This is a genomic window from Nocardia sp. NPDC102475, from assembly GCF_055584605.1.
Map to the genome: position 1 here is coordinate 117793 of NZ_JBVJLS010000002.1, position 22524 is coordinate 140316.

Genomic DNA, 22524 nt, shown 5'->3' on the forward strand with positions numbered 1-22524 from the left:
TCTACCTCCAAATATTGAGGGGTGCCTCACTTTCAAGAAGAGGCTAGCACCAGACTGAGGGGGCCCTCAAGTTTGTATGATGGTCGTCGTGACTCGACCGATGCGCCGCGACGCGGCCCGCAACCGCGACCGGTTGCTGCAGGAAGCCGCCGGCGTGTTCACCGAACAAGGACTGTCCGGATCGCTGGAAGAGATCGCACGGCGGGCCGGAGTCAGCATCGGCACGCTCTACAACCACTTCCCGACGCGCGACGCCCTCATCGACGCACTGCTGCCGCCTCGCCTCGCCGCCGTGGACGAACTCGCCGAACAGGCGGCGGCTGAGCAGGATTCGTGGGCCGCACTCACCGGTTTCGTCGAAAATCTGCTGACGCGACTCGCCGCCGACCGTGGGCTGCTCGAAGCATTCACCGGCGATCACCCCGCCGCCGCACAACTCGCCCAGGCATGCGCGCGGGGGATGACACATCTGTCGACGGTGCTCGACCGCGCTCGCCGCGACGGGACGCTACGCGCCGATGCCACCGACGACGACGTGGTGAAGCTTGTCTGGGCGCTGTCGCTTCTCGGCGACAACGCCGGCGAATCGGCATGGCAGCAATCCCTGCGGTTCGTACTCGACGGACTCCGCGCTAGCCGACGCACATCACACCATCGGCCCGGTCAGGAGTCGGCGGGTGTCTCCACGGCGATTTCGCCCCCCAGCTCGTAACCGTCACTCAACTGCAGTCCGTCGCCACTCCAAAACCGCCCGGGGTCATACCAATTCGGGCTTCGGTCCTGCGACAGCAGCCCCATCGACTGATAGGTCGCGGCCACGATCTCCGCGCAATACGCGCTCTCCAACTCCTGGACGACCGTTCGGCGCGACCGGCGTCGCGGGAGGCGTGCCCGGCCGCGTAGCCAGCGTCCGGCGAGACCGGCAGTGGAAGGAAAGGGGGTTCCGTCGAATCGGGCGATGGTGCGCAGCAAGCCGTCCTCCATCTCTTCGGTTGCCGGACGGTTCAATTGGCGCAACCACGCCTGCTGACCGTAGCGATGCGCCCACACCAGTACCGCATCACGCAGGTTGTGCAACTGGACGCCACGGTGCGCGACACCCGACCACATGTCGGGCAGCGATCGACCGAGCTCCGCATGCCAGATCAACGCGGGCAGATCATCGAGCACGACCGACATTCCCACATGGTTCACCGGACTGTTCGTTGTCATCCGAATCGCGCGATCGGCCGCCGAATGCCCACGGAACAACCAGATATCGCCAGTTCTGGTGAGCTCGAGCGCCCGATCGAGACTGATGCTCGTCCCCGTCATGGAAGTAGCCTATGCGGTATGAGGTGGTGGAAGGCAGTGGGATTGGCAGGTGCGGCCGGTGTGGTCGCCACCGGCGTGGTGGTCGTGCGCGCTGAGCGCCGTCGCCGCGCCTACACCCCGGACCAGGTCCGCGAACAGCTGCACGTGCGATTCGCGCAGGCAACATCGGCCGAGTCGACCACCGAACCCGCCACTCCCCTACCCCCGAACACCCTCGGCATCCGCAGCCGCATCCGCCGCCTGTTCCACCGCTGACTCGGGGATCGAAAGCGTGTCGCTCAACCCGATATTCGACGTTCTCCGTTCGACTCGAGAGTGATGGGCACAAGCCTGCGACCGGGGCCAGCACACGACAAGCGTGCGTCGTCCCGCTTGGTGGCGTCCCTTCGTCGGCGCTGTTCGTATCATTCGAGCAACTCTCTAGCAATCATCAACGACCAGTGGTTGGCTGAGAAAGGGGCATCGAAGAGGAGACATACCATGACCAAACCGTTCAGGGGTGTAGTCAACCTCGACATTCGCGACTCCGTACCGGACTGGGGTCCGTACGAGCAACCAAAAGCACCCCCCAGCTCACCGAACGCGCTGTACATCGTCCTCGACGACGTCGGATTCGGCGCCCTCGGCTGTTACGGCGGGCCGATCGATACTCCGAACATCGACAAGATCGCCGCGAACGGTCTGCGCTACAGCCAATGGCACACTACGGCCCTGTGCTCGCCGACCCGTTCTTGCCTGATGACCGGGCGTAACCACACCACCAACGGGATGGCTTGCATCAGCGAAGCGGCCATCGGATTCCCGGGTGCGAACGGGCACATTCCGTCCGAGTGCGCCACCCTGCCCGAGGTTCTGGTCGAGCACGGTTTCAGCACGGTGATGGTCGGCAAGTGGCACCTGTACCCAGAGGACGAGATGAATCTGGCCTCCACAAAACGTAATTGGCCCATCGGCCGCGGCTTCGAACGCTTCTACGGATCGCCGCCCGCGGCGAAACCCGCGACCAGTATCACCATGCCGTGGACCTGGTCCCAACTGTGCTGGACTGCCTCGGGATCGAACTCCCGGCCACGGTCAAGGGGTACTCCCAGCTCCCGCTGCAGGGCGTGAGCATGCGATACAGCTTCGACGCGGCAACCATCCCGACGGCCAAGCACACCCAGTTCTACTCGATGCTCGGCACCCGCGGCATCTGGCACGACGGCTGGAAGGCCGTCACCACCCACCCCGCCGTCAGCGGCTGGAGTCACTTCCCAGAGGACACCTGGGAGCTCTACCACACCCAGGTCGATCGGTCGGAGCTGCGCGACCTCGCCGCCGAGGAGCCCGGGAAGCTCGCGGAACTGATCGGGCTGTGGTTCTACGAAGCCGGTGCCAACCAGGCGTTCCCGCTCGACGACCGGTCCGCCGTCGAGGTGCTGACGACCCCGCGTCCGCAGCTCGCGGCGCCGCGCAACCGGTACGTCTACCGGCCGGGTGGGGCCGAAGTTCCCGAGTCGGTGGCGGTCAACATCCGCAACCGCTCCTATTCGATCGGGGCACTCGCCGACATTCCCGGACCGGGTGCGGCGGGGTGCTGTTCGCGCATGGCGGCCGATTCGGCGGCCATACGCTGTACGTCAGGGACAATCGGCTGCACTACGCATACAACTTCCTCGGCAGCGAAGAACAGCGAATCGTCGCCACCGAGGACCTACCGACCGGCGAGAACGTAATCCTGGCCGCCTCTTTCGACAAGGACGGTGAGGACCCACCCGGCACCGCCCACGGCACCTTGAGCCTGTTCTACGGGGACCGGAAGGTCGGCGAAGGCCGGATCCGAACGCAGCCAGGCAGATTCACCCTCGCCAGCGAGGGTCTCAGCGCCGGCCGCGACACCGGAGAACCCGTCACCGACGACTACCCGGGCACCGCGCCCTGGGCGTTCACCGGCGGCACACTGTACCGGGTGGCCGTCGACGTCAGCGGCGAACCGTATGTCGACCTCGAGCGCGAAGCCGCCGCCATGCTCTCCCGCGAATAACCCACACCGCGTCCGCCACCCGGTTCCTGATGCCGGGTGGCGGCACATGCGAGCACCGGAGCCGAGAAGGCATTCTCGAGCCACGAACAGGCAGAATCAGGTCATGCCGCACCGTTCGATGCCCGCTCCGGACCAGGCCGGTTATTCGGTCCGCACGGCGGCCGAGCGGCTCGGGATCCCGACTGCGACGCTGCGTAGCTGGAATCGCCGATACGGAATCGGGCCGCAGCCGGAGCGGCCCGGGCGGCACAGGTTGTACACCGAAGCCGATATCGGGGTGCTGACCCGGATGCTCGAACTCATTCGTGCGGGCGCAACACCGGCCGGCGCGGCCGCCACGGCGCGCGGACCCGCGCTGGCCTTCGGCGACCGGCAAGCCCTGCTGTCCGCCGCGTTCGCCCTCGACACACCGATGGTGTGCGAACTGCTGGACAAGCATGTGCGCGCCTATGGGGTCGTCGACACATGGGATCGCCTGTGCCGCCCCGCTTTTGCCGATATCGTCGCCCGCCAGCTCGACGGCGAGGGGTGCGTGGATGTCGAGCATCTGCTGTCATGGTGCATCATCGCGACTTTGCACCGGACCGTACCGCCGACGCGCACCCATGATCCGGTGCCGACGATCCTCGCCTGCACGAGCGGCGAGTCCCATTCCCTGCCACTGGAGGTGGCGCGCGCCGCGCTGGCAGAGCGTGGCACGGGTGCGCAGATGCTCGGACCTGACGTACCCACCGACGCGCTGCACCACACGCTCACCAGAACTACCGTCCCCGCAGCCGTCATGCTCTGGTCCCAGCAAGAGGCGACGGCTCTGACCTCGGCAGTACTCGCTTGCATCGACGCCGGTGCCCGGGTCTACCTCGGGGGACCTGGCTGGGACCATGCGATCCTGCCCGATGCGGTCATTCGGATAGGCAGTCTGGCCGAGACGGTCGAGCGGCTCGGCCGGACTCCGGTCTAGCCGGGCACGCAGTGGTCCGGGTCCGAGCGCCCCAGGCAATACCGCGCTGAATCATGCTCACATTCCGTTGAATTCGACGATCGGCGGCGGGTAGTCGGCAGCACGGACACCCGCCCGCCACGGTCGATGGATCTCCGCGCCGGGCAACATCGCCAGCTCGGGCAGCCAGCGCCGCACATAATCGCCTTCGGGATCGAACCGCTCGGCCTGGCGCAGCGGGTTGAGCACACGACTGGAGCGGGTGTCGGTGCCCGTACCCGCCATCCACTGCCAATTCAGCCGGTTGTTCGCGATATCGGCATCGACCAGCCACTGTTCGAAATGTTCGGCCCCGGCCCGCCAATCCACACGCAGCGTCTTCACCAGGAAACTCGCGGCGATCAGCCGGGCACGTCCCGGCATCCACCCCTGGGCGAGCAGCTGTCGCATCCCGGCGTCGACCATCGGGTATCCGGTGCGCCCCGCCCGCCAGGCCGCCTCGGCCCGGGGATCCGAACGCCACGGTTCGTGCGGTGCCTTGTAGTCGGACACGGCCACCTCGCACCGGTCGGCAAGCACCTGGTGATAGAAGTCGCGCCAGGCCAGTTGCCGCACAAAAGCGTATCCGCCCGGATCAGCCGTATCGGTGCATGTCACTACCTCGGCCGCGGACAAACAGCCGAAATGTAAGAAGGGTGATAGTCCCGAGGTGCCATCGGCGGCGGGCACATCCTTGTCCTCGGCGTAGCGGCGCACCGGCCCGGACAGCCACTGCTCCAACATCTTTCGGCCTGTAGCCTCGCCGCCCACCGCCAGTTCGGGTGAACCGGCACCGATGTCGGTGGGGTCCGGTATCGGCTCACTGGTTGTCCGCGGCACCGTGACCATGCCGGGCGCAGCGAGCGGTCGCCGTATCGGCGTATCGAGCCACCGGCGGAAGTACGGCGTGAAAATCGCGTAATGACCGCGCCCGGTATCGGGCCGAATCGCACCCGGATCCACGGCGGTGATCGAAGCCGCGTGACACCGCACGCCGCAACCGATGCGCGAAAGCCGCTCCCGCAGCGCGTGCTCCCGGCCACGGCTGTAGCGGGTGACGTCGGTGGCGAGGTGCAGACTCCGCGCACCGACATCGATCGCAACCCGCTCGACCTCATCGACTACCCGGCCGCGGCGGATGATCAGCCTGCCACCCCGTGCCCGCAACTGCTCGTCGAGCTCACGCAGCGCCGCGGCCAGGAACCGCATCCGATTGGGCGCATTTCGCACCCTGGCCAGGATGTCGACATCCAATACGAACAGCGGCACCACCGACTCGGCTTCGCGGCATGCGGCGGTCAGCGCCGGGTTGTCGTTGACGCGCAGATCCCGGGTGAACAACACGATGGAGGCGGCCATGTCCTCACTGTAGATTCATATTGATGCACAAACGATGCAGTTGCATTCGCGTGCCGCTATAGGCGTGGAAAAGATTTTTCGGCGGCGCGTCGATCTTCGGCATTCTCCGTTCGACTCATGGGTGAGAGGGTCCGAGAGAGACCCGGATACCCGAGGAGAAAAGAACCATGAAGTACATGCTGATCTGGCGCGCCACCGACGAGGCCTACGCGGGGATGGAGAATTTCGACTTCGACAAGATGCTCGAGACCGTGGGTCGGTACAACGAGGAGATGATCCGGGCGGGCGTGCTGGTCGCCGCGGAGGGTCTCGACGATGCCGCCGATGGCGTGGTCGTCGACTATTCCTCCGAGACGCCGGTGGTCACCGACGGACCGTACGGCGAGACCAAGGAGCTGTTCGGCGGGTTCTACATTCTCAACGTGGCATCCAAGGAGGAGGCCGTGGAGTGGGCCAAGCGGTCGCCGCTAACCGGTCCCGGCTTCAAAACCGAGATCCGCCGGGTCACCACGATCGATGAGTTCCCGCAGGACAACGAGTGGATCCAGAAGGAGCGCAAGTGGCGGGAAGCGACCGGTCAGCTCTGAGCGGATCGAATGGCTGAGCACACCGGCCGCGCGGCGGTCGCCGCCATCTGGCGGATCGAGTCGGCGCGGATCGTCGGTGCACTCGCGCGGTACACCGGCGATTTCGCGCTGGCCGAGGACCTCGCCCAGGAAGCACTGGCCGAGGCCCTGGTTACTTGGCCGCGTGACGGCGCACCCCGCAATCCCGCGGGGTGGTTGCTCACCGTCGGCCGGCGTCGCGCGATCGACGCGTTCCGTCGGCGCTCCGCTCTCGATGAGAGATATGCCGTCCTCGCCCGTGATCTGGGCGAGGGCGGTGTGCTCACGGGGCGCGAACCCACCAGCGAAGCCGAGGACATGCTCTGGGATCCGGATCGCATCGATGACGACGTGCTCGCATTGATATTCATCTCCTGCCACCCCGTGCTGGCGCGGGAGGCGAGGCTGGCGCTCACCCTGCGGGTGGTAGGCGGCTTGACGAGCGATGAGATCGCCAAGGCGTGCCTCGTGCCGACGGCCACCGTGCAGGCCAGGATCACCCGGGCGAAGAAGACCTTGGCGGCGGCGCGGGTGCCGTTCGAGCTGCCGTCGGCCCGAGAGCGGGCCGAGCGCCTCGGCTCGGTGCTCAGCGTGATCTATCTGATCTTCACCGAAGGTTCCACGGCCAGCTCCGGTGATGAGCTGATCCGATTCGAGCTGGCTGGCGAGGCACAGCGCCTGGCGCGGGTGCTGGCCAGGCTGGTGCCGAACGAGCCCGAGGTCTACGGTCTGCTCGCGCTGCTCGAACTGACCGCGGCGCGCTTCCCCGCCCGTACCGGCTCGGACGGCGAGCCGGTGTTGTTGGAGCAGCAGGACCGTCGCCGCTGGGACCGTGCCGCGATCCGCCGGGGACGGGCCGCCCTGGCCCGCGCGGAGCAGGTCGGCCGTGGCCTCGGGACCTACGGCCTGCAGGCGGCGATCGCCGAATGTCATGCCGTCGCGGCCTCGGTCGAGACGACGAACTGGGAGCGCATCGTGCTCATCTACGAGGCGCTCGGCAGACTGGCCCCGTCCCCGGTGGTCGACCTCAACCGGGCGGTGGCAGTCTCCATGGCCCAGGGACCGGCTGCGGCGCTGCCGATCGTGGACAAGTTGGCGGCGGCTGGCGCGCTTGCGAATTCGCATCTCCTGTCCAGCGTTCGCGGTGAGCTGCTCACCCGCCTGGGACGCACCGATGAGGCGCGCACTGAATTGGAGCACGCGGCAAAGTTGTGCGGCAACGAACGCGAGCGAACGGTGCTGCGGCGCAAGCTCGCTGAGCTCGGCTGACGGTGAACACCCGCAGCTGTGCCCGGTGCGGCTCCATGTAGGTGAAATCGGTTGCCTGTAAGGCCAATTCGTCATTGATGAAAACAGCGATCGGACCGGTGCCCAACGGGCCCGATGCGGCGCCGCTGAAACAGCTTTTGTACGCCAACACCGGCTGGACCGGTCGCGCGCACGCCGAGCACGGCAGACAACTCGCTGATCACCGCGGCCCGCGACGCCTCGCATGCACTCGGCCTGCCCAATTCGGCGCCGCCCGGCTCGGTACCGCGCAAACGCCGCTGATAGCGGTGGATTCCATGCGGAACCGAGTCACCTGGAGTGCCACACCACCCGATATTTCTGCATTTTTGCAGACGGTACCTGCAACTTTCCCTCTTGCCTGGACACAAACGAGGCATCGATACTCGCCAGGCGAGTCTTGTGCGGTGCGTCACATGCACCGGGCAACATCGTGCGGAGAGAAAGATGAGGAACGACGGGATGACGTCCGCCGATACAGAAACCAGCACCGACAAGGTTGAAGCAGCCAGCTCTGAGAAGGGTCTCGCGCGAGTCGCGCAGTCCCTCGCCAGGTGGACGGAGAAGTGGTTCCCGGACGCCTACGTCGTCGCGCTGGCGGGTGTATTCATCGTGGCGGTCGCCGCACTGGCCAACGGCTCGTCGCCGCGAACAGTCGCGAACGCATTCGGCGACGGCTTCTGGGATCTGACCGCTTTCACCCTGCAGATGGCAATGGTGGTGCTCACCGGATACGTCATCGCCACCTCCCCACCTGTCGCCCGGCTGATCGACCGACTGGCGACCTTGCCGCAAACCGCCAGCAGCGCAGTGAGTTTCGTTGCGTTCCTCGCGATGTCGATATCATTTCTGAACTGGGGACTCAGCCTGGTTTTCGGCGGTCTGCTGGCCCGCGCGATCGCCCGTCGGGCCGATCTACGCGTGGACTATCGCGCGCTGGGCGCGGCGGCGTTCATGGGGTTGGGTGCGGTGTGGGCGCTGGGCATATCCTCCTCGGCCGCGCAGCTACAGGCCACCGCCACCTCGCTGCCTCCGGCCCTGCTGAAAATCACCGGTGTCCTCGACTTCGGGCATACGATCTTCACCTGGCAGTCCCTGCTCATGTGCGCCATCATCATGGCGCTCACTGTGCTGATCGCACACTTCTCCGCGCCGAAGGACGCAGCGATCAAGACCGCCGAGGACCTGGACGTCGATCTGGATGACCAGCCCGCGGAAGTGACTCCACGCTCGCGTCCTGGAGAATGGCTCGAGTACAGCCGCATCCTGCCGGTCCTGGCCGCGGTGTTGACGGTGGGCTGGTTGATCTCCCAGCTCACCAGCAAACCGGTGCTTACCGTGGTCAGCAGCCTGAACGGTTATCTGCTCGTCTTCCTCATGCTCGGCTTGGTGCTGCACGGGACCCCGCGCAAGTTCTTGCAGGCCATCTCCCTCGCCGTACCCGCCACGGCCGGAATTCTCGTCCAGTTCCCGCTGTACGCCGCCATGGCCGCGATCCTCACCAAAGCCAAGGGCCGGGGCGGTCTCACCATCTCCGAACACCTCGCGCACTTCTTCACGAGTATCGGCGGCGGCGGAAGCTTTGCCATCGTCATCGCCCTCTACACCGTGGTACTCGGCGTCTTCGTCCCGTCCGGCGGTGGAAAATGGCTGGTCGAAGCCCCTTACGTGATGCAGGCATCAACTGATGTCCACATGAACCTCGGCTGGACGGTGCAGATCTACAACGTGGCCGAGGCGCTGCCGAACCTCATCAACCCGTTCTTCATGCTGCCGCTGCTGGCAGTGCTCAAACTGCGGGCGCGCGACCTCGTCGGATTCACGTTCCTGCAGTTCCTGTTCCATCTGCCGGTGGTTCTGCTTCTCGTATGGCTGCTCGGCATGACATTCGAATACGCGCCCCCGATCCTGCCCGCCACCCCGTGACCTCGGCCGGTCCAGCGGGCCCTTCGGGGCATCGGCGTATTCGATTGCCTCTTCGGCGATCTCACGACCGCGGACCGCGACGAGCCTCCGGCTACCGGGCGAGAAAGTGCCAGCCGACCCACGCCCACACGAGCACAGCGACAATCCTCGCCACCCGATTGCGCGTGAGGTACGCGATCGTTTCCCCCAGGGGCGCGACCAGATCCCGGCGCACATGCGTGACCACGACCACGCCCAGCGCGACCACCAGCACCACCAAGAACCCGACGATCACGATCACCCGATCGCTCATCTCGACACCAGCCAGCAGCCGGCACCCAGCCACACCAACCATCCGGCCAACCGCAGCGGCAACTGCTCGAGTGCCGGATCCAGCAGCGTCGACAACGTCGGGTGCAGATCGCTCGCTCGCGTCCAATCCGGTTGCCGCACAAAGGCATACACTTCCCACACCGACGCGACGACCACCAACGTCGACCAAACAACCACTCCGCGCCGCAGCCGGATGGTGCGTGGAATCTGCTCGGGTCTCACGCGGAACGCCAACACAGCCACCACGACCACCGGCACCATCACCAGCACGGTTGCCTGCCAACTGAACGGCCGGGTCGCGGCCCCACCCGTCGCCAGCACAACACCGACGACCAGCAGCAGCATCCGCCGCCGAAATGGTCGCGCCGATTCCCCTGTCACCTGGGCAGAATAAGCCCCTGAGCACCGAATTCCGGCGTTCGGCGACACCGACACCGCGGCTGGTCGCTGGCATACACAGCACCGACAAATGAATCCACCGCGGTGTGCGGCAGCATCCTCACCGCCATCACCGACCACCTGGCGCCGGATTCGGGCAGTCGGTCGATGCCGATCCCGCCGCGGTCGGTCAGCTCGTCGCCGGCGAATGGTCAGCAGCGACGCCGCGGGCGGCTGATCTCACATACGACGGCGCGGTTTGAGTCCCGCATCACGTGCTGCCAGCACGGCCTGCGCTCGATCACGCAATTGCAGTTTGGCGAAGATGTGCCGCACGTGGGTCTTCACGGTCGCCATGCTGATGAACAGTTCCTCGGCTATCTCGGTGTTGGTCCGTCCGGCGCCGATCAGCGCGAGAATCTCGGACTCGCGACCGCTGAGATCGCCGAAGCCCGGCGGCAATTGCGCCGGCGCGGGCGGGCGGGCCGAGAAGTGATCCATCATTCGGGCAAGGACCACCGGCGACACCACCGGTTCGCCCGTGGCAGCGCGGCCGACCGCGTCGATAAGACCGTCTGCGGTGACATCTTTGAGCAGAAATCCGCATGCGCCCGCACGCAAGGCGTCGACGACATGCTTGTCGTGGTCGAAGGTGGTCAATGCGAGCACCCGAATATCCGCGCCGAGTGCGACAATCCGACGCGTCGCTTCGACCCCGTCGACGCCGGGCATCCGCAGATCCATCAATACGACATCTGGCTGCAATGCGGTCGCCGCCGCAACCGCTGCGGCGCCATCGGCTGCCTCACCGACCACTTCCACGCCGCCCAGTTCGAGAATCGTGCGCAATCCCTGGCGCACGAGATCCTGGTCATCGACCACCAGCACGCGGGTCATCGCACACCCGCATCGAACGGGATGGTGACCGTGACATCGAACCGGCCACGTTCGGCTCGCGAAGCGAAGGTACCGCCCAGCAACTCCGCCCGGTGCCTCATGCCGGTCAATCCCCGGCCCGGGCGCGGCTCGGCGTTGCGCGTCATCCGGTTCGTCGAGCGCAGCGCGACCCGATCCGGCAGCCAGTCGACGGCGATATCGACCTGTTCGCCCGGCGCGTGCCTGCCCGCGTTGGTGAGACATTCGCGCACAATGCGATTGACCGCGAAGACCGCGTTCCTGCACTCGGGCGGCGGCGTGCCGGTGACGGTGAGACTGTTCGCGATCCCGACCGATCCGGCGTTGTCGGCCAGCTGCACCAGGTCCGAATCATCCTGCACGCCTGCGTCATTCAGCGGGGCAAGCACGTTCAGTACTTGACGGATCTGCGCCAGCGTGTGATGCGCCGTCGAGCGGATCGCCTCCACCGGCACGACCGCCTTGGCGGGTGCGATCTTCAGCGCCGACGCCGCCGCCTCCGCCTGGATCGCGATGAGAGTGAGTTCGTGGCCGACCACATCGTGCAACTCCCGGGCGATACGGGCACGTTCGGCGGCGACCGCGGCCTCCTCGGCCCGCTCGCGTTCGTACCGCAACTCCCGGGTCAATGCGCTGATCTCCGCGTTCTGGCGACGCTGAATCGCGACCACCCGGCCCGCCACCACCGGGGCGACGACAGCGAGCACTCCGCCGATGGCCGCTACCGGCTGTTCGGGGCCGAGCAGTGTGCCGACGACCGCGGCCAGCGCCGCCCATGCGGTGACCGCGGGCACGGCGATACCCCGGCGGCCCCAGGTTCCCAAGGCATAGAACTGCAGCACCACCGCCACGAATCCCGGCACTGGGAAACCGTCGAGCGGGATCAGCCAGGTCAGCGACGAAACCAGCGCGGACGCAATCGGATACGTCCGACGCCAGGCCAGCGGGAGCATCGACCCGACCACATACACCTCGCCGACACCGCGGCCCGCGATGGGAAAGATCGCGGTCTGCACCAGCCCGGCCACGACGAATACGGCCGCCAGCACCGCATCCGACGGCGTGGTGCCCAATCGTTCGGCCAGTCTCACCGACCGAGCGTAAGTGAGGAAGGAACACGGCGTCGTCATCCCACGGGGTGAGCGTGCGACCAGCCCATACGCCGAGTCCCTTCCCGCCCGCGGGCCGATGTGTGCCCCGGGTGGCGGTTCCTACTCTTCGGTTGTCCGGATCTGTCGAGCGCAAGAGGAAAAGCCCAATGGACGCAATACATCTCGATCCAGGCGCGACGCTCTCCGGGCCACAGCGCGTCGGTGCCCGCTTCGGACTGGCGTTCACCGCATCCCAGCTGACGGTCATGGCGGCAATGGCGGTTTTCGTGCTGCCCCGAGCCGGCGCACCCGGCGCTGCCCCACTCGAACGCGGCGCGAACGTGCTGGACGCCCAGCTGCTCTATCGGCTCGGCAACTTCGCCCTCATGGCCTCGGGAATGCTGTTCCTCGGATTTCTCGGCGTGGTGCACACGCGTCTGCGCGAAACCGATGGATCGGGAGCGCTGGCGACCGTCGCGGTCGCGTCCGGCACGCTGCTGGCGCTGATCTGGCCGCTGGCAGGCATGCTGCACGACGTCGCTATCGACGCCGCCGAAGCAAGCGCAGACCCGAGGTTTCTCGCCGGATGGGACTCCGTCGCGCCCTTCGGTCTAGCGCTGTCGGCGATGCCGCGACTGCTGTTCGTCGGCGCGATCGTGCAGTGTCTGCGCCGCACCCGTGCGCGCGGCGCGCAATGGCTGCGCCGCGGCGGCACCGCAGTGCTCCCGCTGAGCCTGGCGGGCAGCGCCACACTCGTCCACTCCGCACTGTTCCCGGTGTTGGCCGTGAGCACGCTCGCCTTCCAACTGTGGGTCGGTGCCGTCGCATGGCACTGGCTGCACACCGAGTCCCCCCGCTGATCCCTACCTCGAGGAGAAACCAATGCACCACAACGCCGCTCAGATCGATTTGCCGGGCCAGGCCTGTATCGCTGACGGACCGATCGACCACACCGGCATGTACGTCATGCATTTCGCGCTCCGACGCGATATCGCCGACCTGGTCTCCGCAACCGCACTGACACCGCCGACGGAGACCGTGACATGGCGTGCGCTCGCCCGCTACTGGGCGCTGTTCGCCGAAGCCCTACACCACCATCACACCGCCGAAGACGACCACTACTGGCCTGTGCTCACGACAGCCGTCCGGCAGCGGGGTACGGCCGCCGATCGAGCCGTCATCACCGCCATGGAACACGAACACTCAGAAATCGGCCCCGCCGTCGCCGAATGCCGCACCGGATTCGCGAATATGCTCGCCCAGCCGAATGCCGAGACAGCCGCAGTCCTCCATCAACACCTCGATGCGCTCGGACGCCTACTCTATAACCACATGGCCCACGAGGAGCGCGACGCACTCCCCATCGTGCAACGGCTCCTGACCCCGGAGTCGTACGCGCAGATCGAGCGCGCAATCGGCCGGTCATACCCGCTGCGCCTGGTCTGCACCCTCGTACCCTGGGCATTCCACGGCCTGCCCGCCCCCACGGCCAAGGAACTATCGATGAGGGCGAAACCGCCGGAGCGACTTATGCTGCGCCTCAACCGCCCCCGCTTCGAACGCCGGCACACAGCCGCGTTCCGGTATCCAATGGGCACGTAGCCCGGCCATGGAATGCCTTGCCTGCGTTGCGATCTGCGCCGAGAATGAATCGAACGGCGGGCGGAGGAAAGCTTATGAACGTGGATTTCGGTGCACATCCACTGTTCTCTTGGTACGTGGTGCTTCTGCTGGTGAGCGGGATCGTCCTGCTGCTGCTGGCCGTCCCGCGGTCTCTGGACCGCTGGTGGCGCCTGGCCGATGCAGCTTGCGGCAGCTTGTGTGCCGGGTACGGGATCTATCTCGGGTTCTTCTACCACACCGGCACCTACCTGGTGATTCTGAAGTTGTTCGTATTGCCCGCCATGCTGGTCGTCATATCGGTCTCGGATTTGCTCGGCAAAAGATCAAGAAACAGGTGATCGGCCGAGACGGACGTTCGGCGCCATCAACCAGCCCGCCGACTGAGCATCGATGAAACCATGCAGTCTGTAGTCCACTCACCCCGAGGAGAACCATGCTCGCAGTAACCGCAGATGTGACCGTCAAGGACGGGTCCGGCCCCGAGTTCGAGTCCGTCGTCGCCGACCTGGTCGCCCAGGTACGGGCCAACGAACCCGGCAATCACGCCTATCAGTTGGTCCGCTCCCAGGCCGACCCCAACAATTACCGCTTCTTCGAAATCTATTCCGACAAGGAAGCTTTGGACGCCCACAGCCGCTCGGACCACTTCCGCGCCGCCGGCAAGCTCATGGCGCCACTTCTGGCCGCGCCCCCGAAGCTCGAGTTCTTCGACACCCTCTGAACCCCACCCTCTGCGGACCCCGAACCGTCCGCAGAGGGTAATCCAGCTCGCCGCCCGTACATCCGCCGAACGAATGCTTCGGCGGCCGGGATGGACGCAGTGGCTCAGCGGGGAGCAGATACCCAGTGGTCGGTGTGGTTCGAACGCGGCAGCTGATCGTCAACGGAGCTCGATGGGGCCGCGGATCTGGCGTACTGCCCGGTCCCCGGGACCCGCGAATCCTGTCACGAGTACGCACCTCGGTCACATGCTGCCCTCGTTCACATCGAGCCTGCCACGGCTCATCGTGCCACCGCCGACAAGAATCGGCCGAGGTCGAAATATGCTGCCGACCAGGAACACTCGATCTTTTCATCTCTTGATCGGCGTTCTATTAGCTGGATCCGTGCCGAGCTCTGACTGAAATAGCTCATCGACGCTTCTCGTCATCTGGTCTGTTTCTTCGCCTTGTTCGGCTTCTTCTTCGTCTTCGGCTTGTCGTGGTCGGGCTCCCACTCGAAGCCCGCGAGGTTCTGCTCGCAGTGCCAGTTTTCGACTACAACATCGTCTTGGTCTCGTTCGCACCAGCGTTCCGTCTTGCCGCACGCGGTGACGCCGAGTCCGGCGGCTACCGCGATCGCCAAGGTGATCACAGCGGCGCGGAAGCGGGTGTTATGCATTGAGGTTTCTCCGATTTCGGTGATTACGTGCAACTGCCAATCCTCGCCGGTGCTCTCGGCGACCGCCGGCCGGGCCGGCGGTCGCGGCGGTGCGGGAATCCATTGGTAGATCCACGGTTTGGGCACCAATCCTCGCCAGTCGGCCTTGCAGGAACCTTAACGATTGGTAACTGAATACCGGGCGCACGGGCAGCCCGGCCGCGGCGCCCGCCTGCCGTGATCGCCGACGTGCTGCGCTACAGAGTCCGCCGCATCGGACGAGCCACATGGCTTGCCGCCCGACATCTCGTCACAGTGATCACATCGATGATGATGCTGCGGCCGCAAGCGGCAGCGAGCATTGACTTCGCCCTGGCGTCATCGAACGTCTGCGGCCAGCGAGAGACACGGCTGCTGCCCGAGACACGGCTGAATCCAAGCCGCCGCTACCCCAAAAAACAGCTCCAGAGTTGTCGCCCGGAAGGCACTACTCCGCTATTCGCCGCAGCCTTGGCAGGCTACGACGCCTGGGCAATCGGCAAAGACACCGCACGCTACGAGCTCGAGACCCAAGGGTGTGCTGGCGGTTCCACGACGACGCGCAGATGATCAACGGCAGGCGTGCTCGTACTCGCGGACCTCGACTTCGAGTTCGCGATGCTGCCGTGGGCCGATACGGACGTACGTTCGACGCCTCGGCCCACAAATCACTGGGCCGGCCGGTCGTGCTTGTTCTGGTCGGGCGGCTGCTCGGGCTGGGTCTCCGGTGTCGGCTGTGGGTGCTGCTGCTCGAGCAGAGGCTCATCGGGCGAAGGCTCATGCGGCGGAGGCGGCTCGGGCAGTGAGTAGTCGGACCGGGTCACTGTGGCCGACGTAGCGCCGACGTTCGCGATCGCAGTTCCCCCGAGCACGAGCGCCAGTGGAACCGCTCCCGTCACGACAATCGAGACCATCTTCTGTCGACGCGGGTGGGGGGCCCTGTGTTTGCTTGTGCCCATAGAAATATCCCCTTCTTACGAAAAGAGATTTTGGACTCGAATATTTATATCCGACAGCCATATCGACGACTTCGGAGTATCTCCGAGCATAGGTGACAGTTTGCCGCATGTCCATGGCACCTGTTCGGTCCGTATGAATATTCCGGTCGATGAATCAGGTAATCCGCGACTCTGAATAAGACGGGCGATTACCGTGGCTTCGGATGCTCGCATCTCGCACCCCACCGGACTTCGCGATCAGGTGACCAGCGACGACGTGCGCGTTCACCCAGGTCGACGGTGGCATACCTGTCAACCGGGAACCAGATCCCGCCCCGCCGCCGGGACTTGACTTTTCGGTCTGCCCATCGCTGATCTGGCATCCGAAATTTCGATTCGCACGGTTACCTGTAATTGTTCGGACTTATTTTCAGGTTCGTCGCCGGGCTGACGTCGCCGGTAAGCAAAGGACCGATCGGGAGAGCTTCAAATCGGCTCGATGACGTTCTTCCGCAGGTGCCCGTAAACCACCGAGGTGCGTACGTCCGCGAGCTCCTGCCGCACGGTCAGCTTGTCCAGGACCACCGCGTGCAGATGGTCGGTGTCGCGAACCGCCACATGGAGCAGGAAGTCCTCGGTGCCCGTGAGCACGAAGACTCCGATCACCTCGGGCATCCGTGCCACGAAGGCCTGGAACTGCTCGATGATCGCACGCGTCGGCGGCCGTACCCGCACGGCGATGATCGCCTGCAGCCCCCGGCCGATCGAGGGGAGATCCACCTCGGCGTGAAATCCGAGCAGCACACCGCGCTCACGGAGGGAGCGCACCCTTTCCAGGCACGTGGAGGGGGCAATGCCCAACTCCTGTGCCAGGTCCCGGTTGGTGCGCCGACCGTCTTGCTGCAGAAGCCGCAGCAACGCCGAATCTAGTTCGTCCATGTTCCGTCTCACTTACAGGGGGCCGAATTTCATTCGGCCAGCGTGCCATGTTCCCGGACTAATTGCTAGCTTGCTCGCTGTAGTTCCGTTCATGATGCGCTTCTCCACTATGCGGTCAGGCGGAGATGGAAGTTCGGATGGGAAGGGGCATCAGGGGTGGACGAGCGGAGGACCAGGATCTCGGCGATCTGTTCGGTCGTGGCGGCCGCGCTGTTCTGGAGCAGTTCGTACACGGTGACCAAGCAGGTGCTGGCGGACGTCGGACCGTTGACCATCGGGGCCATCCGCTTCACGCTCGCCGCCGCGCTGCTCGGGATCATGGTGCGCATGCGCCGTACTCCGGTCGCGCGGCCGGATGCCCGTCAGCGGCGGATGATCTACCTGAGCGGCGCACTCGGCATCACGGTCTACTTCGTGCTGGAGAACATCGGCGTCGAACTGTCGACCGCCTCCGACGCCTCTTTGATCGTGGCCACCTACCCGCTGATGACCATGCTCGTGGAGCTGGTGGTCTTCCGGGCCGGAATGCCGCCCCTGCGGGTCGGTGGCGTGCTGCTCGCCTCGGCGGGAGCCTTCCTGGTCGTGCGCAACGGGGCGGAAGCCGGAGGCAGTGGGCGCTGGTCCGGCGATGTCCTGCTGCTGCTCGGCGGGCTGGTGTGGGCCGGGTACAACGTGCTGGGCAAGTACGCGGGGCGCGGGCAGGACGCGGTGAATCTCACCTACTACCAGACCGTGGCGGGCGCCGCCGGGTTCCTACTCGCCTCGCTCTTCGAGATCGCGGACTGGCGGCTCCCGGACGCCACGGCCTCAGCGCTGCTTGCCTATCTGGCCGTGGCATGTTCCGTCGGCGGCTTCCTTCTCTACAACTATGGTCTGCGCCGGATGACCTCGAGCGTCGCGGTCAACATCCTCAACCTGGTACCGGTCTTCGGTGTGCTGGGTGCGGTGGGAATCAACGGCGAGGCGGTCCGGCTCGGGCAGGTCTTCGGCGGCGTGATCATCGTCGCCGGTGTGACAGTCGGATTGATCGAGCGCCGAACGGCGGTCGAGAAAGCCGCGGTTTCCGACCCGGCCCCAGTCGGCGAGTGCGCATGAAAGAGTCCGGCCCGGGGATCTGCGGGCTCTCGCCCTCGAGCGGGGCACGGTCGCGCGCCAGCCATGGGCCGCCATCGTGTAGCCAGTCCTCGGCTCTGCCCATGCCGCCGTGGTCGGCCACCCGCTACACCCCTGTCAGTGGCCTCGGATTCTGGAGCCCGCGATGCGAGTTACTCGTCAGCCGGGGAGGTGGTGGCTCCCCCGGGAGTGTCATCGGGATCGGGTGCTTTGGACTTCGGGTCGACCACCGGATGTGTAGCGCCTCCAACATTCGCGCCGGTCCCCTCGCCCGCTCTGCTGCTGGTAATTTCATCGGCGCTCGTTCGGCGGCCTTCGTAGGGCGGTACGGCCGGTTCCGCGTCTCCCGGGGGGAGGGTCCCGCTCGTGCCTATCTGTTCTTCTGCCGGGTTGTGGTCGCGTGTTGAGGTGACTTCTTCTTGGTCGAATGTGCCAGTCGGGCGATCTACCGATCCGCCGCCCGGCGTATCCGATCCGGTGTCTCGCGAGCCCTTGGCTCCTCGTTCCGATTGGGGTTCTTCAGGCAGATGTTTGCCAGCCATAGCTGCATCGTCTCCTCGAATAGAGCGCTGCATTATATGCTCTGCACTTCAAGCCTGATGCCCGATTGAACCGCAGTCAAGCCATCGTGCTGACGACGGGACGGCCGAATCGGCCCATCGAACGTTCTGCCGATCAAAGCAATCCGCATCGAATCGACCACGCCACCGTCCAGACCTGTCCCGGCGTGCGTCAGCATGCCCTCGGTTTGCTGGACTCCGCGACCGACGCCGTCGACCGCGGATCTGCGATGAATGCGAGGCAGCCTCGGTGACGTCCCACCCAGAGCGAACCCGTGGCCCGGGGTGCGGCTGACCGCACCCCGGGCAGGTGTTCGACGCACTGCGCACGCTTGACGCCGCCCGCTCAGCGTAGTTAACTGAGATATAGATCATATATGATGAAATAGTCAGGAGCATGGTATGGTCTCCGATTCGACAGCGGTATTCGTCCGACGTTGCCCGAGAATGCCCAGGCCATGACAGCCGACACACGGCTCCGGCCCGGCAGTGATGTGCATCTGCGAATCTGGTTGGGCGGCATGGTCTTCGACTACGCGGCAACCATCGTCGCGGCGCGCAATGTGATCAACGATTGGACACGAAAACGTTGGTTCACAATCGAATTGATCCATTATGCGGTCGAGGAACGTCTGCTGCTGCCACGGCTACCGTACGAACGATTGTTTCTCTGGCCATGACACCCCACTGAGAGCGTGTCGTTGGCCGAATTGGCCGCACCCCACCTATGCCGTCACCATCAAAGCCACTGAGCCGCAACAATCCGAAGCTCGTATCGTCGAACTCGTCTCGAAGCCGATCTCCGTCGCCCTGCTGCCACTACTGCGCGCCGCCGCCGAACCCGACGACCCGGTCAATATCGGCTCAGTAGACGGCATCCGCCCCTCCGATATGGACACTTACAGCTACACCGCGAGCTTGTAGGTGAGTTTTCGGAGATCCTCATGCGTGACATCATTCACCGAACACGAGCGCACCCTCACCGAAGTCGTCGGCACCTTCGGTGACCCCAGCGTGCTGTTCGGCAGCACCAACCCGCTCTACGGCAGGACGCTGGCCTACGCCACAGCCGACACCTCCGACCCGATGGTGATCCTCCACCTCTGGAATGGCACCGACCCCGGCACAGAGCCGAGCTGGCCGCCCAAACACCCGGAACCGATCCTGCTTGCGATCCGATGGGGCACAGGCGCGTTCCCAGCATCTTTCACATTTACCCCGCAAGGCCACCGACGCCGTCCCGCCCAGGCCGCTGACGAGAACCGCACACCCGACTGACTCGAGTGCGCAACCGGCGCGCGGCCTCGCTGCCAACATCACGCGGCGTGCTCACAAGGTCAGGTGCCCAAACCTGATCGCCAGCAGATTCGCTACCAGGACGGCGACGAAGACGACCGCGACCGATCGGTAGCTCACGGCCCACAGTCCGACCGCAGCGCTGCCGAAAACCACGACCTTGGTGACGACCGCGAGCAGAGGGTTGTCGAATGTCGCATGCGGCGCCGCGAAGAGGCCCCAGGCCAGCGCCGCGAGGAGGGGTGCGCCTACAGCCAACACGAGCTTGACCGGAGTCATAGTGGCGGTCTTCCAGCCCCACAGTCCCAGCGCCCCGAGCGCGACCAACTCCATCCCGAATGCCAGCGTGAGGTTGGCCCATTTCCAGACTTCCTGCATGCCCGTTCTCCCATGATCCTACGAGAGCATTGCTCTCTAATGAGAGCAGTGTGCATGGTGAGTTCAGCTTCGTCAACCCTGTTTGTCGCAAGCCCCGTGACCTGTTGCTTTTGCAGCCTTCGCCACCGGCTCCCTCCGCCACGGAGTACGCGGGCATCCTCGGATTGGGCAACGATGCGGAAGGCGGCGGCATTATAGATGGGCCAACGCGACCACTTCTGGAGTTCGGCCAAACCGCGTAGAATTCGAGCAGGTCGGGACAGCATTCGGAGCCCTATCATGACTGAGAGAAAGAATTCACACACGAAGTTCGGCCGGTTGGCGGCGGCGGCCGGTATAGCCGCAGTTGCCGCGATTCCGGTCGTCGCAGCGGCGGCGCAAGCGCCTACCGCACACGCAACGACGCCCGCATCTGCAACCCAACTCGTCGACAGCCCCGGTTGGGGTCACGGCGGCGGTTGGGGCGGTTGGGGCGGCTGGGGCAACGGCGGCGGCTGGGGTCACGGCGGCGGTTGGGGTCACGGCGGCGGTTGGGGTTGGGGCGGCGGTTGGGGATGGAATCCTGGCTGGTGGAACCCATTCGGCTGGGGTGGCTGGGGCAGCTTCTAGCGCCGGTGACCGAGCCCGGACACGCACAGCGTGCCGGGCTCGGTTGCATCGAGTACCGATCATGTGAAGCCAGGTTCGACCAACCGGGCTGGCGCTGGTGACGAGATGAAGATTGTGTGTATCGGTGGCGGGCCGGCCGGGTTGTACTTCGCTATTTCGATGAAGCGACGCGACCCAGCCCATGACATCACGGTGATCGACCGCGATCCCCCCGGGTCCACCTATGGCTGGGGCGTCGTGTACTGGGACGACCTCCTCGACATTCTGTATCGGAATGACCCCGACAGCGCCCAGGCGGTGCGTGCCGGGTCGGTCCTATGGCGTGAACAGGCAATCCATGTGCGCGACGACCAGACCGCACATTTCGGGGGCTACGGGTTCAGCATGGGGCGCGCGGCATTGCTCGACGTACTTTCCCGACGGGCGAGCGACCTGGGCGTCGATGTCCAGCACGGGCGAGAGGTCCACGATCTGTCGGGCTTCGACGACACCGATCTCATCGTCGCCTCCGATGGCGCGAACAGCCGGGTACGGCAGCTGGGTAATCATCGTTTCGGCACGTCCGTCACACTCGGCGAGAATCGATATATCTGGCTCGGTACGGACAGGGTCTTCACCCGATTTACCTTCGCCTTCGAACGCACCTCGGCCGGTTGGATCTGGTTCCACGCCTACCCATCGGTTGCCGAAAAGATCAGCACCTGCATCGTTGAGTGCCAACCGCAGACTTGGCATGGACTGGGATTCGATTCCCTGGACAACCTGGAGAACTTGCGTGTTCTGGAGAACATATTCACGCGCCTTCTCGACGGTCACTCGTTGATCAGCAAGACACGAGGCGAGTTCGCAAGGTGGAGCCGCTTTCCCGAGGTAACCAACAAGACCTGGTATCACGACAACGTGGTACTGCTCGGCGATGCAGCGCACACGACGCACTTCACCATCGGTTCGGGCACCCGGTTGGCAATCATCGACGCCATCGTGCTCGCACAGAACCTGTACGAGCATGCCGAGGTCGCCGACGCGCTGGAGAACTACGATGCGCAGCAGCGCGCTGCGCTGCGCCCGATACAGGCCGCCGCCCGTACCAGCATGATCTGGTTCGAACACGCCGACCGGTATCTCGACCGCAGCGCCGTGCAGTTCGCCTATGCGATGGCGGCTCGGCACGGGCTGCAAATGCCGTGGCGATATCAGCTACACCTGCTCACACAGGTACCCACTGTGCGCAAGATCCGGCGTGCCATCGACTCCGGACAGCGGCGGTGGCGGGCTGCCCGACGGGGGGAACTCGCGATGGCACTGCCCTCGCCACGGCGCCCACCCGAACCGACCCCGACCGATCAGTCGATGTTCTGATCCCCGCACAAGCCGGGCACCGGCACAGGGCAGCAACTACTCGACCGGTCTACCCGTGGAGCGACATAGCGGTGTCGACGACGCGGTTCCAGTTGTGTTGGCGCCCTGCGAGATCCCCAGTG

Annotated in this window: 25 protein-coding genes and 1 pseudogene; 17 read left to right on the forward strand and 9 right to left on the reverse strand. The window is 65.3% G+C overall.

Annotated elements, in window-relative coordinates:
* Positions 1–88: 88 nt before the first annotated feature.
* The gene (locus ACZ60G_RS03525; protein ID WP_465806940.1) at positions 89–712 is read left to right on the forward strand and encodes a TetR/AcrR family transcriptional regulator; all 624 of its coding nucleotides are present in this window, start codon (positions 89–91) and stop codon (positions 710–712) included.
* Here the strand turns inward: ACZ60G_RS03525 and ACZ60G_RS03530 are convergent.
* Positions 664–1314, reverse strand: a complete 651-nt coding sequence (locus tag ACZ60G_RS03530) for a hypothetical protein (RefSeq protein WP_465806941.1) — start codon at positions 1312–1314, stop codon at positions 664–666. The two genes, ACZ60G_RS03525 and ACZ60G_RS03530, sit on opposite strands and share 49 nt — an antisense overlap.
* Positions 1315–1332: 18 nt before the next feature.
* Here ACZ60G_RS03530 and ACZ60G_RS03535 point away from each other — a divergent pair, with 18 nt between their 5' ends.
* From ACZ60G_RS03535 to ACZ60G_RS03545, 3 genes and pseudogenes are all read left to right on the forward strand, one after another.
* Positions 1333–1569: a hypothetical protein gene (locus ACZ60G_RS03535; protein WP_465806942.1), complete on the forward strand. Its 237-nt coding sequence runs from the start codon at positions 1333–1335 to the stop codon at positions 1567–1569.
* Positions 1570–1794: 225 nt separating this feature from the next.
* A pseudogene (locus ACZ60G_RS03540) lies at positions 1795–3337 on the forward strand (sulfatase-like hydrolase/transferase).
* Positions 3338–3440: 103 nt separating this feature from the next.
* Positions 3441–4298, forward strand: coding sequence for a MerR family transcriptional regulator (locus ACZ60G_RS03545; RefSeq protein ID WP_465806943.1), 858 nt, complete (start codon positions 3441–3443; stop codon positions 4296–4298).
* 57 nt (positions 4299–4355) lie between these two features.
* Here the strand turns inward: ACZ60G_RS03545 and ACZ60G_RS03550 are convergent, their stop codons facing one another.
* Positions 4356–5675: a cryptochrome/photolyase family protein gene (locus tag ACZ60G_RS03550; protein ID WP_465806944.1), complete on the reverse strand. Its 1320-nt coding sequence runs from the start codon at positions 5673–5675 to the stop codon at positions 4356–4358.
* Positions 5676–5842: 167 nt separating this feature from the next.
* Between ACZ60G_RS03550 and ACZ60G_RS03555 the strand changes: the two genes are divergently transcribed.
* From ACZ60G_RS03555 to ACZ60G_RS03565, 3 genes are all read left to right on the forward strand, one after another.
* On the forward strand, positions 5843–6262 hold the full coding sequence (locus ACZ60G_RS03555; RefSeq protein ID WP_063040952.1) for a YciI family protein: 420 nt from the start codon (positions 5843–5845) through the stop codon (positions 6260–6262).
* A gap of 9 nt (positions 6263–6271) precedes the next feature.
* Entirely contained in the window at positions 6272–7549 is a 1278-nt protein-coding gene (locus ACZ60G_RS03560; RefSeq protein ID WP_465806945.1) for an RNA polymerase sigma factor, read from the forward strand.
* A 480-nt stretch (positions 7550–8029) separates the two neighbouring features.
* Positions 8030–9493, forward strand: coding sequence for a short-chain fatty acid transporter (locus ACZ60G_RS03565; protein ID WP_465806947.1), 1464 nt, complete (start codon positions 8030–8032; stop codon positions 9491–9493).
* A gap of 91 nt (positions 9494–9584) precedes the next feature.
* Here the strand turns inward: ACZ60G_RS03565 and ACZ60G_RS03570 are convergent, their stop codons facing one another.
* From ACZ60G_RS03570 to ACZ60G_RS03585, 4 genes are all read right to left on the reverse strand, one after another.
* Complete coding sequence (locus tag ACZ60G_RS03570) at positions 9585–9785, reverse strand: DUF6186 family protein (protein WP_465806948.1); 201 nt, start codon at positions 9783–9785, stop codon at positions 9585–9587.
* Complete coding sequence (locus ACZ60G_RS03575) at positions 9782–10186, reverse strand: hypothetical protein (protein ID WP_465806949.1); 405 nt, start codon at positions 10184–10186, stop codon at positions 9782–9784. The genes ACZ60G_RS03570 and ACZ60G_RS03575 overlap by 4 nt, the downstream gene beginning before the upstream one ends.
* Positions 10187–10423: 237 nt before the next feature.
* Complete coding sequence (locus ACZ60G_RS03580; protein ID WP_465806950.1) at positions 10424–11080, reverse strand: response regulator; 657 nt, start codon at positions 11078–11080, stop codon at positions 10424–10426.
* Positions 11077–12189 (reverse strand): sensor histidine kinase, encoded by a 1113-nt coding sequence (locus ACZ60G_RS03585; RefSeq protein WP_465806952.1) that lies wholly within the window; start codon positions 12187–12189, stop codon positions 11077–11079. The genes ACZ60G_RS03580 and ACZ60G_RS03585 overlap by 4 nt, the downstream gene beginning before the upstream one ends.
* A 167-nt stretch (positions 12190–12356) precedes the next feature.
* On the opposite strand from ACZ60G_RS03585, the gene ACZ60G_RS03590 reads away from it, so the two are divergent.
* The 4 genes from ACZ60G_RS03590 (at position 12357) to ACZ60G_RS03605 (ending at position 14533) form a co-directional block, all read left to right on the forward strand.
* On the forward strand, positions 12357–13049 hold the full coding sequence (locus ACZ60G_RS03590) for a hypothetical protein (protein ID WP_465806954.1): 693 nt from the start codon (positions 12357–12359) through the stop codon (positions 13047–13049).
* Between the two features lie 22 nt (positions 13050–13071).
* The gene (locus tag ACZ60G_RS03595) at positions 13072–13791 is read left to right on the forward strand and encodes a hemerythrin domain-containing protein (RefSeq protein WP_465806956.1); all 720 of its coding nucleotides are present in this window, start codon (positions 13072–13074) and stop codon (positions 13789–13791) included.
* 74 nt (positions 13792–13865) lie between these two features.
* On the forward strand, positions 13866–14150 hold the full coding sequence (locus tag ACZ60G_RS03600) for a hypothetical protein (protein WP_465806958.1): 285 nt from the start codon (positions 13866–13868) through the stop codon (positions 14148–14150).
* A gap of 95 nt (positions 14151–14245) precedes the next feature.
* Entirely contained in the window at positions 14246–14533 is a 288-nt protein-coding gene (locus ACZ60G_RS03605) for a putative quinol monooxygenase (protein ID WP_387290730.1), read from the forward strand.
* Between the two features lie 425 nt (positions 14534–14958).
* Here the strand turns inward: ACZ60G_RS03605 and ACZ60G_RS03610 are convergent, their stop codons facing one another.
* Positions 14959–15192 carry a hypothetical protein gene (locus tag ACZ60G_RS03610; protein ID WP_433622908.1) on the reverse strand — a complete coding sequence of 78 codons (234 nt, stop codon included), beginning with the start codon at positions 15190–15192 and terminating at the stop codon, positions 14959–14961.
* Between the two features lie 216 nt (positions 15193–15408).
* Here ACZ60G_RS03610 and ACZ60G_RS03615 point away from each other — a divergent pair, with 216 nt between their 5' ends.
* Positions 15409–15780: a hypothetical protein gene (locus tag ACZ60G_RS03615; RefSeq protein ID WP_465806961.1), complete on the forward strand. Its 372-nt coding sequence runs from the start codon at positions 15409–15411 to the stop codon at positions 15778–15780.
* An 854-nt stretch (positions 15781–16634) separates the two neighbouring features.
* Here ACZ60G_RS03615 and ACZ60G_RS03620 read toward each other — a convergent pair.
* Complete coding sequence (locus tag ACZ60G_RS03620; protein WP_465806962.1) at positions 16635–17087, reverse strand: Lrp/AsnC family transcriptional regulator; 453 nt, start codon at positions 17085–17087, stop codon at positions 16635–16637.
* A gap of 156 nt (positions 17088–17243) precedes the next feature.
* On the opposite strand from ACZ60G_RS03620, the gene ACZ60G_RS03625 reads away from it, so the two are divergent.
* From ACZ60G_RS03625 to ACZ60G_RS03635, 3 genes are all read left to right on the forward strand, one after another.
* A complete protein-coding gene (locus tag ACZ60G_RS03625) occupies positions 17244–18182 on the forward strand; it encodes a DMT family transporter (protein ID WP_465806964.1) in 939 nt (312 codons plus the stop codon).
* 1036 nt (positions 18183–19218) lie between these two features.
* On the forward strand, positions 19219–19440 hold the full coding sequence (locus ACZ60G_RS03630) for a hypothetical protein (protein WP_465806965.1): 222 nt from the start codon (positions 19219–19221) through the stop codon (positions 19438–19440).
* Positions 19441–19708: 268 nt separating this feature from the next.
* Positions 19709–20038, forward strand: a complete 330-nt coding sequence (locus ACZ60G_RS03635) for a hypothetical protein (protein WP_465806966.1) — start codon at positions 19709–19711, stop codon at positions 20036–20038.
* A gap of 51 nt (positions 20039–20089) precedes the next feature.
* Here the strand turns inward: ACZ60G_RS03635 and ACZ60G_RS03640 are convergent, their stop codons facing one another.
* A complete protein-coding gene (locus tag ACZ60G_RS03640) occupies positions 20090–20434 on the reverse strand; it encodes a YrdB family protein (RefSeq protein WP_465806967.1) in 345 nt (114 codons plus the stop codon).
* Between the two features lie 279 nt (positions 20435–20713).
* On the opposite strand from ACZ60G_RS03640, the gene ACZ60G_RS03645 reads away from it, so the two are divergent.
* Positions 20714–21043: a hypothetical protein gene (locus tag ACZ60G_RS03645; protein ID WP_465806968.1), complete on the forward strand. Its 330-nt coding sequence runs from the start codon at positions 20714–20716 to the stop codon at positions 21041–21043.
* A 159-nt stretch (positions 21044–21202) separates the two neighbouring features.
* Complete coding sequence (locus ACZ60G_RS03650) at positions 21203–22402, forward strand: FAD-dependent monooxygenase (protein ID WP_465806970.1); 1200 nt, start codon at positions 21203–21205, stop codon at positions 22400–22402.
* Positions 22403–22524: the final 122 nt, after the last annotated feature.